16 protein-coding genes are annotated in these 12,991 nt (G+C 38.8%); 10 read left to right on the forward strand and 6 right to left on the reverse strand.

The window, feature by feature from the left end:
- Nucleotides 1-14 precede the first annotated feature (14 nt).
- The gene (locus tag FRX97_RS08195; RefSeq protein ID WP_147014715.1) at nucleotides 15-1,184 is read left to right on the forward strand and encodes a hypothetical protein; all 1,170 of its coding nucleotides are present in this window, start codon (nucleotides 15-17) and stop codon (nucleotides 1,182-1,184) included.
- Between the two features lie 56 nt (nucleotides 1,185-1,240).
- Here FRX97_RS08195 and FRX97_RS08200 read toward each other — a convergent pair whose 3' ends face one another.
- The 3 genes from FRX97_RS08200 to FRX97_RS08210 all read right to left on the reverse strand — a co-directional run bounded on the left by FRX97_RS08200 (nucleotide 1,241) and on the right by FRX97_RS08210 (nucleotide 5,195).
- Nucleotides 1,241-1,702: a hypothetical protein gene (locus FRX97_RS08200; RefSeq protein ID WP_147014716.1), complete on the reverse strand. Its 462-nt coding sequence runs from the start codon at nucleotides 1,700-1,702 to the stop codon at nucleotides 1,241-1,243.
- 1 nt (nucleotide 1,703) lies between these two features.
- On the reverse strand, nucleotides 1,704-4,046 hold the full coding sequence (locus FRX97_RS08205; protein WP_170227080.1) for a DUF5686 and carboxypeptidase-like regulatory domain-containing protein: 2,343 nt from the start codon (nucleotides 4,044-4,046) through the stop codon (nucleotides 1,704-1,706).
- 243 nt (nucleotides 4,047-4,289) lie between these two features.
- Nucleotides 4,290-5,195 carry a LysR family transcriptional regulator gene (locus FRX97_RS08210; RefSeq protein ID WP_147014718.1) on the reverse strand — a complete coding sequence of 302 codons (906 nt, stop codon included), beginning with the start codon at nucleotides 5,193-5,195 and terminating at the stop codon, nucleotides 4,290-4,292.
- A gap of 83 nt (nucleotides 5,196-5,278) precedes the next feature.
- Here FRX97_RS08210 and FRX97_RS08215 point away from each other — a divergent pair, with 83 nt between their 5' ends.
- The 6 genes from FRX97_RS08215 (at nucleotide 5,279) to FRX97_RS12490 (ending at nucleotide 7,920) form a co-directional block, all read left to right on the forward strand.
- Nucleotides 5,279-5,608 carry a hypothetical protein gene (locus tag FRX97_RS08215; RefSeq protein WP_147014719.1) on the forward strand — a complete coding sequence of 110 codons (330 nt, stop codon included), beginning with the start codon at nucleotides 5,279-5,281 and terminating at the stop codon, nucleotides 5,606-5,608.
- The gene (locus tag FRX97_RS08220) at nucleotides 5,605-6,567 is read left to right on the forward strand and encodes a sodium-dependent bicarbonate transport family permease (protein ID WP_147014720.1); all 963 of its coding nucleotides are present in this window, start codon (nucleotides 5,605-5,607) and stop codon (nucleotides 6,565-6,567) included. The genes FRX97_RS08215 and FRX97_RS08220 overlap by 4 nt, the downstream gene beginning before the upstream one ends.
- 221 nt (nucleotides 6,568-6,788) lie before the next feature.
- Nucleotides 6,789-6,998, forward strand: coding sequence for a transposase (locus FRX97_RS12355; RefSeq protein WP_223266588.1), 210 nt, complete (start codon nucleotides 6,789-6,791; stop codon nucleotides 6,996-6,998).
- 50 nt (nucleotides 6,999-7,048) lie between these two features.
- The gene (locus FRX97_RS12360) at nucleotides 7,049-7,363 is read left to right on the forward strand and encodes a hypothetical protein (protein WP_223266589.1); all 315 of its coding nucleotides are present in this window, start codon (nucleotides 7,049-7,051) and stop codon (nucleotides 7,361-7,363) included.
- Nucleotides 7,276-7,719 (forward strand): DDE-type integrase/transposase/recombinase, encoded by a 444-nt coding sequence (locus FRX97_RS12365; protein ID WP_262711314.1) that lies wholly within the window; start codon nucleotides 7,276-7,278, stop codon nucleotides 7,717-7,719. The genes FRX97_RS12360 and FRX97_RS12365 overlap by 88 nt, the downstream gene beginning before the upstream one ends.
- Before the next feature lie 9 nt (nucleotides 7,720-7,728).
- Entirely contained in the window at nucleotides 7,729-7,920 is a 192-nt protein-coding gene (locus FRX97_RS12490) for a transposase (RefSeq protein WP_223266591.1), read from the forward strand.
- A 91-nt stretch (nucleotides 7,921-8,011) separates the two neighbouring features.
- On the opposite strand, the gene FRX97_RS08230 is transcribed toward FRX97_RS12490, so the two are convergent.
- The 3 genes from FRX97_RS08230 to FRX97_RS08240 all read right to left on the reverse strand — a co-directional run bounded on the left by FRX97_RS08230 (nucleotide 8,012) and on the right by FRX97_RS08240 (nucleotide 10,289).
- Nucleotides 8,012-8,353 (reverse strand): HepT-like ribonuclease domain-containing protein, encoded by a 342-nt coding sequence (locus FRX97_RS08230; protein WP_147014721.1) that lies wholly within the window; start codon nucleotides 8,351-8,353, stop codon nucleotides 8,012-8,014.
- The gene (locus tag FRX97_RS08235) at nucleotides 8,346-8,636 is read right to left on the reverse strand and encodes a nucleotidyltransferase family protein (protein WP_147014722.1); all 291 of its coding nucleotides are present in this window, start codon (nucleotides 8,634-8,636) and stop codon (nucleotides 8,346-8,348) included. Before FRX97_RS08235 ends, FRX97_RS08230 begins: the two co-directional genes overlap by 8 nt.
- Nucleotides 8,637-9,446: 810 nt before the next feature.
- Nucleotides 9,447-10,289 (reverse strand): LysR family transcriptional regulator, encoded by an 843-nt coding sequence (locus FRX97_RS08240; protein ID WP_147014723.1) that lies wholly within the window; start codon nucleotides 10,287-10,289, stop codon nucleotides 9,447-9,449.
- A gap of 117 nt (nucleotides 10,290-10,406) precedes the next feature.
- On the opposite strand from FRX97_RS08240, the gene FRX97_RS08245 reads away from it, so the two are divergent.
- From FRX97_RS08245 to FRX97_RS08255, 3 genes are read left to right on the forward strand one after another with little or no spacing between them, the layout of a single operon-like run.
- Complete coding sequence (locus FRX97_RS08245) at nucleotides 10,407-11,075, forward strand: peroxiredoxin-like family protein (protein ID WP_147014724.1); 669 nt, start codon at nucleotides 10,407-10,409, stop codon at nucleotides 11,073-11,075.
- Nucleotides 11,075-11,662 carry an NAD(P)H-dependent oxidoreductase gene (locus tag FRX97_RS08250; protein ID WP_147014725.1) on the forward strand — a complete coding sequence of 196 codons (588 nt, stop codon included), beginning with the start codon at nucleotides 11,075-11,077 and terminating at the stop codon, nucleotides 11,660-11,662. The genes FRX97_RS08245 and FRX97_RS08250 overlap by 1 nt, the downstream gene beginning before the upstream one ends.
- 5 nt (nucleotides 11,663-11,667) lie before the next feature.
- Nucleotides 11,668-12,726 carry a bestrophin family protein gene (locus FRX97_RS08255; RefSeq protein ID WP_223266592.1) on the forward strand — a complete coding sequence of 353 codons (1,059 nt, stop codon included), beginning with the start codon at nucleotides 11,668-11,670 and terminating at the stop codon, nucleotides 12,724-12,726.
- Nucleotides 12,727-12,991: the final 265 nt, after the last annotated feature.

Here is a 12,991-nt window from a genome sequence, read left to right on the forward strand (position 1 = left end):
AGAAATTTAGATATATGTTAAGTAGGTGGATCGGTAGAATTGTAGTAATCATAATTTTACTTCTATTAACCGCGCCGCTTTGGTCATATTTGTGGTGGCTTTTTAGCCCCTCAACTCCAGTACCCTTAACCATTATAGATAAGACCGTTCCCAACGAAGAATATTTCGAGCACAAGGCATTTAATTGGATCCTTCATTACGAGAAAATTGTTAAACCCGAGGATAAGGAATTCTACAGCTATGTAACCGATTATTTTGGTTTCGACCCAAGGGAACATCCTAAAGCACTTTGGAGGGATTGGGATTATTACTCAAAAACGCAATTAGACTCCATCGCAGACAATACTGAGTTATTTTACATTACCGATACCTATGGGGTCTACTATAACGAGTGGATTTTGGACAGGGATAAAACGGAGCATTCGCCCCTTATTTATGGAGGAATGCGCCGAAATGAGGTATATGTACTAGAGCAAGTTATAAACCGGGGGAAGCCGGTAATAGCCGAATTTAACACTTTTGCATCTCCTACCTATGGTTATGTTCGCAATAGAGCTCAGCAGCTGTTAAATGTAGATTGGACAGGATGGACAGGAAGATATTTCCATGAATTGGATTCCGCTAAAAATCCAGAACTACCCAGGTGGTTAGTACGAGGGTACATGGAACAACATGGCGGAGAATGGCCTTTCGAAGGACCAGGTCTAGCCTTTGTACACGAATCTGAACGCATCGAGGTATTGGATCCAGATTTTGGTACCATTAACAATCCAATGCCGAAAATAGAAGTGCCTCAGTCCTTTGCAGATTATTACAATACGGTTAATCAGGTAGATTATCCTTATTGGTTCGAAGTTACCCACCCAAGAGAGTTAACGGATGCTCAATCTATGGGACGATTTTATATAAATACAACCCATGAAGGGGATAGTCTCCTTGCCTCAATGGGAATTACAAACGTTTTTCCATCCATGATAAAATCTAGAGGGGGGAAAACTTGGTATTTCTGTGCCGATTTCGCAGATAATTTGGTCCCTTACGGTACATCTTATCTTAAGAAAATTCATTGGATCAGCGGATTAATGTATACAGGCGCACCCTTAGATCGAAATAAATTCTTTTGGAGGTTTTATCGCCCTATGATGACTAAGATCTTACAAGATCAAGGTATTATCCCAGAATAATTATAGGCTTTATTAAAGCCAATTCGAATTGTAGAGGTGGCTGAAATTAAGGCAGATTATTCGAATAATTTAGAGCCAAAAAGCATTCTTTTTTCTTCTGAATTTAACTGCATTCCATTTTCCATTACCGTTTGATTTGGGAAGTAACTTAGATAAACCAAAATCCCAATGAAACCTAAACAAGCTGGGTAAATGGAAGTATTTATCTGCATCAGAATGATGCAAAATAATACTGCTCCTTCCATACTGGCCCATCGAATTATACTGGCTGTTTGGAACAAAGCTAATTTTTGATTTACATCCAAGTTAGGGCTTATTTCCCCTAATTTTTTCTGGTAAAATTTATTGCCGAAAAAGTAAGTTCCTAGTAGCAATAAAACTGCAACGATAGTTAGTGGCGCATCTTTCATTTGCGTGCTGATTCCATTTACTTTCATCACGCTCAATAAGGCGAAGATTACCATTCCAGCGAAAAGAGCGAAGTATATGATGCGTTGTGCTTTTATCTTTTCGTGCATTTTATCGGGTTTTTGCGATTAAACTAAGGGTGAAGGCTAAATTATCCGATAAATTGGAATTTGCATAGCTACCATAGCGATAATATCCACCTACACCCAGTTCAAGATAAAAAAGGTCCATATACTTAAATCGTACGATGTTGTCCACAATAATTCCACTTTCGTGATATCCTTTGTCGAAGCTTGGGTAGTTCACCGAGCTGGAGCTAAAGATTCCGGTGAAGCCAGAGTTTTGTGCCAAAGAGATTTCTGGTTTCCATGCTGTTGTTTTAAATAATAAGCTGCCGAATTCGTGCTTTATAAATATCCCCGCAAATTCAGTACCTGCAAATTCGTAGGGTTGCATAGTTTGGAAGTGTCCAGGTGATTGTAACCCAAAGTTGGAGTTTGCTCCCAGTCCTGTAATTATAAAACCGGGATCTAAATTAGTCGGCAATGAGTGGATATAACTCGCTCGAATTCGCCATTGTGTGGTGCCTAATTTTTTAATACCGAATGCATCACTTAACTCTAGATCCGTTCTTGAAAATAGGGAAGGGGTTTTGCCTGTATATCCGTTAGACGTAAACCACACGCTTAAAACAGGATATTTACTTCCATAGGAGTTGGTATGGCCGAAAACTTCAACTAGCTTTTCGTGGGCGGCAAAACGTATTCCAGCCTGAACGTAATCGATTGAGTTTTTTATATCCGGCTGATTAATGTTTTCCAAACTTAAATTCGAAGGCACAATAGAGGCTCTATTCCATTGGTATTGATTGTAGGATAAAAAGGCAGTAAAACTTCTGTTTAAACGACTGCTAAAGGAAGCACTCCAGCCGGTAAATCGCGTGAAATCGAATGCCAAAAAGTCTCGGAAGTTTTGAATGGGACGATTAAAAGGGTTGGAGAAAAATTTTCCCGACTCCCGTAAATCGCTGGAATAGGAAAAATTGAATTTGCTTTGATATCGCCGGTTTAAGACCACTTGTGAACTGAGTCCATATTTCGATGCTTTATCTCTAAATCCGTACGCGAAATATCCTCCCAATATGAATCGATCGCTTACTTTTTTGCCTGTATATAATTCAAGGCCCAATCTACTTCCCTCGTATTCGTTAAAACGGTATAAGTGGTTCAATCCCAATGCCCAATAGCCAAAGTTTATACGACCTTCGGATATGAAGGAGAAAACATTTTGTAGTTTGTCAAAATTTGCGGCTTCGCCAATCTTATCAATAACTCTGTAGGTAGCACTATCTTTTTCATTAAGCTCCATAAAACGGTTTTCTGCCCAAAAGCTGTCGTCTCGTTGTCCCGCATCGGGGAGCAGTTCTTTTTCCAACAAGCCAAAGTTTCGCTTCTTTATTTTTTCTGGAAAGCTTACACTATCTATAATGCTAAAAGCCTTACCAAAAAGTGCTACCGTATCTTGCTGCATGCTGATAGTGGATTCGAAGTTAAGGGCTTTAGGAAACCATTTACCCTCCACCGTATTGTATTGCTGTTGGAGTTTAAAGTGGATTATGCCTTTTTCTTGAGGTTCGGCAATAATGTTTTCTATAGCCCAATCTTTGCTGTTTATATATAGTAAGCCTTTTAAGGCCGTGAAATTTTTTCCACTACGCGGTTGAAAAGAGATTACAAAAGTACTATCTACAGTGGTGTACAGGGTATCTTGTAGGGTAAATAGATAGCTTTTGGTACTGCCAGAAGAAATGGGGTTTAGAAAATTATCCTCGAAAACGCTAATCTGTGGTTTGTAAAAAGAAAAGGGTTGCAATTCCGTAACCAGCGAAGCGAAAAGGGGATTTTTGAATCCCGAAACCCTATTTGCAATAATGGTTTCTTTTATTTGGTCTGGCTTTTGGTAGATCCGATCACTAATGGTTTCGGTAAGAAATGCATATCCTCCCTCCAAGCTGCTATCTTTAAACTGCATTTCCTCCACATCATCTATCCAGACATCAAAATGCATTTTGAAGTGAATCTTACATCGATACGCTTCGTATTTACTGGGGTCATTAACGTTTCGATTGGCAACGCAATTATCAATTATTCGATGTGCGGGGTTAAGTCCTGGTAAAATTTCCACCTCCGCTAACCTGGTTATTTTGGGTTTTAAGGCAATAAGTAGATTTTGATTTTGTGATGAATCTACTTGGAAAAACAATTTTTCGTAGCCTACAAAACTAAAACTAAGCGAGACTACTTCTTTTTGGGTTTGAATAGTAAAGTTGCCGTGTAAATCGCTGTTGGTACCAAGACTATTTTCCTCGTTAACAACAATGTTAACAAAAGCAAGAGGCGTTTTAGTTTCTACGTCTATTACCTTCCCGCTAATGTTGGTTTGAGCAAGAACCACTACGCCAAAAAAAAGTGAAATAAATGTAGTAAGGATACAGGGCAGGAGTAGGGTTTTTAAGAATACAATTTAAAACGAATGTAATAAAAAGATATTACCATCTACCCCTTTATATGCTTCCGGGTTGAAGGTAAAATGTACCTGTAATAAAGGTTAATAAAGTCTATATTTGATAAGATTTTCATCGGTTTAAGAATCCATAAATGCCTCTGAATGCAGCGGAATTGGGGGGCTATGAGTTCTTTAGTAATTCTTTATCCATTTAAATGATTCTTCAATTATTTTTTCTGTATTCAAGGCTAAAAAGCTTAAATAGGCTCTTGCGGCAGGACTAAGCATTTTTTCTTTCAAATAAATTAAATTCCATTGCGTGGTAATAGGTAAACCACGGACCTTTACAATAGATAAATCACCAGATTTTAACTCGTGCTTTATACCGATTAATGGCATGATAGATTTCCCCATTCCTGAAATAACCGCTTGTTTGACAGCCTCATTAGAGGTTAGCTGAATGGATTTTACATTTTGCGGCTTTCCCTTAAAGTAATCGATCATGGCATTTCTGGTAGCTGAGCCATTTTCGCGGTAAATAAGTGGAAGTTTATCTTTGGCTTTCGCTTTGGAGAGCATGTCTGTTTTACAAACTAAAAACAACTTGTTTTCGATTAGAGGAAAAGCGTTAACCTCCAATTTTTTGGGCAGTGTTGATACCAAAGCAAAGTCTACTTTGTTCTCCTCTAAATCGCGAATTACATTTAATTTATTTGTTACATCGATAGAGGTGTCAATACCTGGGTGTTTTTCTAAAAACTTAGCCAGAAAAAAGGGAAGAACATATTTTCCGGTAGATGCAATAGAGAATTTGATTTTACCCCCTAATTCGTTTCTGAAGGATTGTGTTTTGTACTTTAGTTGATCACTATACTCCAATATTTTCCTTGCATAATTGGCCACTTCAAATCCGAAATCCGTTACATAAAGCTGCTTTCCAACTACCTCAATTAAAGGGATTTCGAATTGTTCTTGTAATTTTTTTATCTGTATAGATACCGCAGGTTGGGTTAGGTGTAGTTGCTGTGAAGCCTTTGTAATAGACTTACAATCAACTACTTCAATAAAAATGCGTAACTGGTGTAAAGTATAATGCATAATTAATATTTATGGTAATGCTAAAATATTTAAATAATTATATATGAAAAGGTGTGCTTAATTTTGCATGAAAAGAATTGGGCATGGAATACAATGTTAATCTTGTACGGAGTACATATAACAGCCTTGAGGCAGAAGAGATTTTGATGGAATTAATTGGTCATAAAATCAATTTTTTAAACCAGAAACTTTTTGGAGAAAACATAAGAGGTAAAGGAGAAAATACTGTTCACTATAAAAGGAGGATCCAGGAATTAAAGGAAGAAAAGAAAACAATAGGCATTCTTTTGAAATCACTTTATGGAAAAGGTATTCAGTTTAAAATGGCATGCAACATTGAAATCCAGGTGATAGACCCGAGAGAAGGTCGAGAACAGGATGCACTTGTAACTAATGAACAATTAAAGCAATGAATTTAGACTTGCTCCTAAGCAATCTCACCAACCCTGCTCTCCTTTTTTTTTGTTTGGGCTTATTTGCGGTTCGGGTTAAGAGCGACCTACGGATTCCTGAAAATTCATCAAAATTTATCTCTCTTTATCTTCTGTTGGCAATAGGTTTTAAAGGGGGGCAGGAGTTAGCACATAGCGAGTTTACCAGCAGTATTGGATGGATAATTGGGCTTGCAATTACCAGTGCTCTTGTAATACCCGTGTATAGTTTTGCACTATTAAAACGAAAATTTGGGAACTTTAATGCTGCTGCTATAGCTGCTGCTTATGGTTCGGTAAGTGCGGTTACTTTTGTAACCGCAGTTTCTTTTTTGGAACTCCAAAACATAGAGTTTGGGGGGCACATGGTGGCAGTAATGGCTTTAATGGAGGCTCCTGCGATAATTGTAGGTGTAGTGTTACTTTCGTTCTTTCAGAAAAATGAATCCAGTTCTTTCAGTTTAAAGGAAATAATTAGCCATGCCTTAACCAATGGAGGAGTTTTTTTAATACTGGGTAGTTTATTAATAGGTTATTTAGCTAGCGCTGAACAGGCCGAGGGGATTCGTCCATTTACCACCGATATTTTTAAAGGATTTTTAGCAGTATTCCTTCTCGACATGGGAATAACTAGTGGCTCTAAACTTAAAGTATTTCGAAAATTAGGTCTGGCTCCAATTCTTTACTCAGTAATTGTTCCCCTCTTTAACGGTTTGATAATGGCTTGGATTTCTGGCTTTGCTACAAGTAATGTTGGCGACCGACTGTTAATAAGCGTTTTGGCAGCAAGTGCCTCGTATATCGCCGTTCCCGCTGCCATGAAAATGGCGAACCCAAAAGCAAATTCGGGGCTTTATTTACCTATGGCCTTGGGAATTACCTTCCCGATGAACATCACCGTAGGACTCCCCCTGTACTTTTTAATTATAAATTGTATCTAGCAGTAGGATAGTGGTTTAAAAGATATAAGGGTAAATAAGTTAATTGCATTTTGCAAATCAACTTAATCCCCTAAAACAGGACTGTTTCAATGTGGAATACTAAAAGGCAATAAGTATTGATTACAATGCCAAGGAGCTATATGGAAGCTAATGAGTGTGTAGCCTTCCCTAAAAATCAGACAGTTTAAAAGTAGAAAAGTAAGTAACTTTAAACTGAGATTATGAAGCGAAGCAAGTTTACCGAGAGTCAGATTATTAAGGCTATTAAAGAGAATGAGAACGGACGTTCAGCGGATGAGATAGCCCGAGAGCTAGGAATAAGTAAGGCTACTTTTTACCAGTGGCGTAAGAATTACGCAGTTATGGAGGCAAGTCACCTTAAGCGCCTCAAGGAACTCGAAGAAGAGAATCGGAAGCTCAAGCGGATGTAAGCAGATGTGAGCCTTGATAATACCATGCTAAAGGACGTTCTGTCAAAAAAGTGGTAAAGCCCGCTGCGAAGCGGGAAGTTGTTAAATACCTCTTAGGATCTTATAAGGCTAGTATTGAGCGTTGTTGTGGTGTAATGAATTTACATCGTTCGATGTGGTACTATCAGAGTAAAAAAGATGACACAGAGGTTATTGATAAGCTCAATGAATTGGCAGAACAACTTCCCACCCGAGGATTTGATGAATACTACGAGCGTATTCGCAAGCAGGGCTTAAAATGGAACAGGAAACGTGTTTTAAGAGTGTATCGCAGTATGAAGCTAGAATCGCCAGAAAACGCAAGAAAAGACTTCCAGCAAGAATAAAAGAGCCGTTAACACGCCCACAAGAGTTAAATCAAACGTGGAGTATGGACTTCACGAGTGATGCGCTTAGTGATGGACGCAGAGTTAGGATTTTTAATGTTATTGATGATTGTAACCGTGAGAGCTTAGCTATCGAATGTGGTGTAGGTTTTCCTGCACAGCGAGTGATTAGAGTGCTCACCCAACTAGAGGAAGAAATAGGATTACCCAAAAAGATTAGGGTAGATAACGGACCTGAATTTATATCTCATGCGTTCCAGAACTGGTGTAAAAGCAAAGCCATTACAATCCAGTTCATCCAACCAGGGAGACCAATGCAAAACAGTTTTATAGAACGCTTTATTAGTTTCTTTTGAGAAGACATCTTGGATGCATATTGGTTCGATGGCTTGGATCAACTACGCATACTGGCAGAAAAATGGCAACATGAGTACAACTACAATCACCCACATACATCCCTTGGCAGAAAGGCGCCTTGTGAATACAAAAGTCGTTTTCCTCAAGGGGTACCCCTTGAGGAAAACATTGTATCATTAAAGAAGAATATGTTTATTTAAACCCTGTCCGAAAAAGGGGAAGGATACACAAGAGCAGCTTAAAAATATAGTTTTTTACTTGTTTTTTAGCTTAGTTCTATGTTGTAACCAGTTAATTTTTATTCAGGATTTGTTTAAGGTAGTCTATCAAATCTGGGATGTCATCTTCAATAATTTGCCAAAGGATTTCTATATCAACCCCAAAATACTCATGAATTAACCTATTTCGGAAGCCAGTTATTTTCCTCCATTCAATTTCGGGACTTTCGAGTTTAAAGTCTGGATCTACTCTGTTAGCAGCCTCTCCAATGATTTCGAAGTTTCTAATTACAGCATCTATGGTTTTGTCTTCGTTAGAAAACTTATCAAAATCATAGCCTACCGTGTATTTTTCGATTTTTTCTGCCGCTTCGAGCATGTCTTCTAATAAGAGGTCATTATCCCTTTTAGACATAAACTAAATCCGATTTAATGCGCTCGAAATATTTTTGTTTTATACCTTTTCTAGAAACAAGGTCAACGCGGTTTTTGAGAGAAGATTCAAGTTCATTTGCAAGAGAAATAAATCTAGAACCGATTTTACCATCAAATTCCACTAAAATATCAATGTCGCTATTTTCCGTGGCTTCACTTCTGGCTACAGAACCAAAAATTGCCATCGAAGCAATAGGGTACTTTTTCGAAAGTTCCGTTTTAAGCTGAGCTAATTGAGATTTTATTTCTTCCAAACTCTTCACAATCCAAAGATAGGTAATTATAAAAGCAGTTTTTCTATTGCCTAAAATCTTCTTGAAAACCCTTTAACGCTGGGGGAGTGCACTTAATTGGTTACAACGGTCTTGTATATGAAAAGTAGCGGGTTTTACTCACGGACTTTTCGGTTTGGTACAGTCCTTAAATTTATAAAATTCATTTTCGATTAAGCACTTAAACCGCTATTTTTTATAGCCATTGTGTGTGCCCTGCATGGGCACAAGCTATCGAAGATAGCTATAATTCCAGAGGGTGCAAGTCCCTTAAAGGCGAGTTGCTGAAGCCTTTTAGCAAGTGGCAAGCTGGTTTAGCGTGAGCTATGCAGTGAAGGAAGCCAAACGGCAAAGTCTGGTACTGACGAACAAGAACGGCATACCGAGGCCATATAGAGAGGGTAAGCAAGCACCTCTTTGTAAAGCCCGTAACCAACAATCTCTATTTGGTAGATGCCGCAGGAATCGGAGGAAGGAAGTTGTCCTTACCCGGGGAGATCCTAACTGCCATAGCGGTTAGGAAGTCAGCCGAGTTCATAGTACCTGCAAGAAACGAGCGTGTGTAGCTAGCCCCTACACAGGAGGCCTCACAGCAGTAGGGAAGGACTGAAGGTATTGTGAAGTGAAAATTCGCATAGGAATCTTTGGATAGCCTATGCTTAGAAGTAGCGGAAAGGGGTTTTCGGTGTACCCTATGCTTTACGAACCGCTGTATACGAAACCCGTACGTACAGTGGTGTGAGAGGCGCACTCCGTTCCTTTAATTAGGGGCGGAGCCGTCTACTCGATTGGTGGCAGTTTTCAAATTTTCAGCAAATTCTCCATAGTCTTGGAAACACTCCCTTTTTTCCAAATCAGAAATATCTTGCGGTCGAATTGCACGTCCGCAATCGGTATGTATTTCACATTTGGATATTTGATTTCAATATCGGGTACCAATGAGATCCCAATACCGGAAGCGACCAAAGCTTTTGCAGCATCATCTCCCTTGGCGCGGAACACTACATTCGGTTGAATATTTTTTTCTTTGAGGCATACTTCCACCTCCTCATACAAAGAGCAATTTGTCCGTTCAATTAAACTTTGTTTATCAATGGCTTGTATGGGTAGTTTGCTTTTGGAGGCAAAAGGATGATTGTTGGGTACTGCCAAAACCAGTTTGTCTTTTCGGATTAGGTGGTATTTAAAATCACTATGGTCAAACGGTATATACTTCTGAAAATAGCCATCTATACTTTCACTTTTAAGCATCTGGTGCAATTCCGACTCGCTGTTTTCAATGATTTGGGTTTCGATGTTGGGATATAACTCGTGAAAAGATTTTAGCAAGGGTACAATGGCGTTAAAGTCTATTTCACTTACCACGCCTAACTTTAGGGGTTTGCAATATTCTTCTGAAAAAATGCTTTCCATTTCGTTCCAGGTCCCCAGCATTTGTCTGGCTTTTGGCAATAGCTGTTTCCCCTCATCTGTTAACCGTACCTGACGATTGTCTCGATAGAACAATTTACAATTGAGTTGTTGCTCCAGTTTTTTGATACCTGTAGAAAAAGTGGATTGTACTACATAAACTTTCTCCGCAGCCTGGGTGAAGTTGCCTAGCTCAGCTAAGGCCACAAAGTATTTTAAAAATTGAAGGTTCATTATCTATTAATACGATGATTATTATCTAATAAATCTATTTTGACGATACAAAGATAAGGTGCAATTTTGTATCGGCAAAACAAATCAATAAAGGATTAGTAATCTAAAATAACGATAATGGATTTTCAAGAAAAACTGGAAAGCATTAAACAAAGGATTGAAGGTAATTTACCACCTTCTTACTTGCAAATCATGCATAAAGCAACCGATGATCTAGAAAAATCGGGTATCCAGAACAAAGTGCTAAAAGTGGGGCGAAAAGCTCCTGCCTTTCAATTGTTCAATCAAAATGGAGAGGCAGTTTCAAGCGAAGAACTTTTATCCAAAGGGATGCTAGTGCTTACATTTTATAGAGGGGTCTGGTGTCCTTACTGTAACGCCGATTTAGCCAACCTGAAAAAATACCTTCCTGAAATTGAAGAAAACGGGGCAACCTTATTGGGTGTTTCTCCTGAGCTGCCACAATTTCTTAGAAAAATCAGCGACATGCAGAAATTGAATTTTGATATTCTGCATGATGCAAAGAATGGGTTGGCAGCTCAATTCGGATTAAAGTTTTTCTATCCGGAAGATTTGAAAGAATTGTACCGGGATAAATTCAATATCAATCTCGAAGTTCAACAAGGAAATGATGAATGGGCCTTGCCGATGCCTGCCAGATTTATCATTGACCAGGAAGGTATTATTCGATATTCGGAAAGCAAAGCGGATTACAGAAATCGCCCTAATCCCGATGAGTTGATCAGTGTTTTAAAAAATTTAAAAAGTCAAAAATCAAAAGTATAATGAAAAAAGTGTTTATCATCAACGGACATCAATATTACCCATTTGCAGAGGGTAAACTGAATGGAACATTAGCAGAAAAGGCTACCGAATTTTTCAAAGGTAAAGGCTATGAAGTCAAAACCACTACCATGAAAGATAACTACGATGTGGATGAGGAAATCGAAAAGCACCTTTGGGCGGATATTGTATTGCTGCAAACGCCTGTTAACTGGATGGGCGTAACCTGGAGTTTCAAAAAATATATGGATGAAGTTTACACGGCAGGGATGTTCGGAAAACTTTGCAATGGAGATGGTAGGAGTGCCAAATCACCAAAAGAAAATTATGGAGCAGGGGGACTTTTGACAGAAACAAAATACATGATGTCATTGACCTTCAATGCGCCTAAAGAAGCCTTTGACGATGCTAGTGAATATTTGTTCGCAGGCAAATCGGTGGATGATTTACTTTTCCCACAGCACATGAATTTCAAATTTTTCGGAATGCAACCCTTACCGACTTTTGCTTGTCATGACGTAATGAAAAACCCCGAGGTAGAGGAGGATTTGAAACGATTTGAGGCACACCTTAGCGAAAATTTTAACTAAGACAAATGCTAACAAAAGTTCGATATTCCACAAAAGAAATGTTGCATTGGACCCGTTGGGAAACTTTCGGGTTCCTCGCTTTTTCTACTGTCGTTGTGCTGCTATATGATACCCTGGGGTTAACGTTTTTGAATGTTCCATGGACACCTGTTGCGCTGATCGGTACTGCGGTTGCTTTTATTCTCGGTTTTCAAAACAATGCTGCCTACGATAGAATATGGGAAGCACGAAAAATTTGGGGTGGAGTTGTCAATACTTCCCGCACCTGGGGTATGAAAACCAAAGACATGGTGACCAATGAAAAAGCATCTGTTCCTGTTTCCGAAGCTGAACTAAACGAACATCGTAGAATTTTGGTTTATCGTCATATTGCATGGCTGACGGCCTTGCGTCATGCCATGCGACAAAACAAAAAATGGGAAACTTTTGGGCTACATCGCACTAATCGGGAATGGGCAAAAGTGATTCACATACCAGAAAAAGTGTTTGGCATAGAAGATGATTTATTTCATTACCTCGAAGCGGATGAATGGGAATATATATTGAGTAAAAACAACAAAGCGGCGGCCACACTTTATTTACAGTCCAAGCATATTCGGGAGCTCAAAGAGCAAGGTTTGATTTGGGAGTTTGCCTTTTTGGAATTAGAAAACGTGTTGGAAGAAATGTTTACCCTGCAAGGTAAATCAGAGCGAATCAAGAATTTCCCATACCCTCGTCAATATGCTACCCTGTCGTATATGTTCGTGTGGATATTTTTGATATTATTTCCGTTTGGGATTGTACCTGAGTTCGCAAAAATTGCAGAAAGTTTATCCAATGATTTTTCGTGGGGTTGGTGTTTTACTTGGTTAGCAGTTCCATTTTGTACCATTGTTTCTTGGGTATTTCATACCATGCAACGGATTGGAACGGTTGGTGAAAATCCATTTGAAGGGTCGGCAAATGATGTTCCGATTTCCTCAATTGCGAGGGGTATTGAAATTGATTTGCGGCAGCTGTTGGAGGAAGATTCCAAGATTATTCCAAAACAATTTCCAGAGGAGAATAATGTTCAGATGTGAGATTGGTTTTCTATTTGCCAGCGGTCTCGCGTAAGAGCAGTAGCGGATTCTAATCACTAATCTTTCAGCTTGAAAGATTCTCTATTAAACACAATAGCGGTTCAAGTTTGCACTTAAACCGCTATTGCTTATACACAACCTAAGCTTGCAAAAGATTATATTCTCAAATAAACAGAAAGAACAAAAGAGCGGACTAAGTTTAATATAGCCATAGTGCTTCGAGCACGTCAACATAGTTAATCCCCGCTCTTTTTATATCCAAGTA

Origin of the sequence: Luteibaculum oceani, from assembly GCF_007995015.1 — a bacterium.
Classification (GTDB): domain Bacteria; phylum Bacteroidota; class Bacteroidia; order Flavobacteriales_D; family Luteibaculaceae; genus Luteibaculum; species Luteibaculum oceani.

Bases quoted from the DNA above. Each gene is read 5' to 3' on its own strand.
- FRX97_RS08220 (WP_147014720.1), top strand. From the start codon at position 5,605: ATGAATTTAGACTTGCTCCTAAGCAATCTCACCAACCCTGCTCTCCTT.
- FRX97_RS12355 (WP_223266588.1), top strand. From the start codon at position 6,789: ATGAAGCGAAGCAAGTTTACCGAGAGTCAGATTATTAAGGCTATTAAA.
- FRX97_RS08250 (WP_147014725.1), top strand. From the start codon at position 11,075: ATGAAAAAAGTGTTTATCATCAACGGACATCAATATTACCCATTTGCA.
- FRX97_RS08215 (WP_147014719.1), top strand. From the start codon at position 5,279: ATGGAATACAATGTTAATCTTGTACGGAGTACATATAACAGCCTTGAG.
- FRX97_RS08195 (WP_147014715.1), top strand. From the start codon at position 15: ATGTTAAGTAGGTGGATCGGTAGAATTGTAGTAATCATAATTTTACTT.
- FRX97_RS08255 (WP_223266592.1), top strand. From the start codon at position 11,668: ATGCTAACAAAAGTTCGATATTCCACAAAAGAAATGTTGCATTGGACC.
- FRX97_RS08200 (WP_147014716.1), bottom strand. From the start codon at position 1,702: ATGCACGAAAAGATAAAAGCACAACGCATCATATACTTCGCTCTTTTC.
- FRX97_RS08230 (WP_147014721.1), bottom strand. From the start codon at position 8,353: ATGTCTAAAAGGGATAATGACCTCTTATTAGAAGACATGCTCGAAGCG.
- FRX97_RS08245 (WP_147014724.1), top strand. From the start codon at position 10,407: ATGGATTTTCAAGAAAAACTGGAAAGCATTAAACAAAGGATTGAAGGT.
- FRX97_RS08240 (WP_147014723.1), bottom strand. From the start codon at position 10,289: ATGAACCTTCAATTTTTAAAATACTTTGTGGCCTTAGCTGAGCTAGGC.
- FRX97_RS08210 (WP_147014718.1), bottom strand. From the start codon at position 5,195: ATGCATTATACTTTACACCAGTTACGCATTTTTATTGAAGTAGTTGAT.
- FRX97_RS12365 (WP_262711314.1), top strand. From the start codon at position 7,276: ATGGAACAGGAAACGTGTTTTAAGAGTGTATCGCAGTATGAAGCTAGA.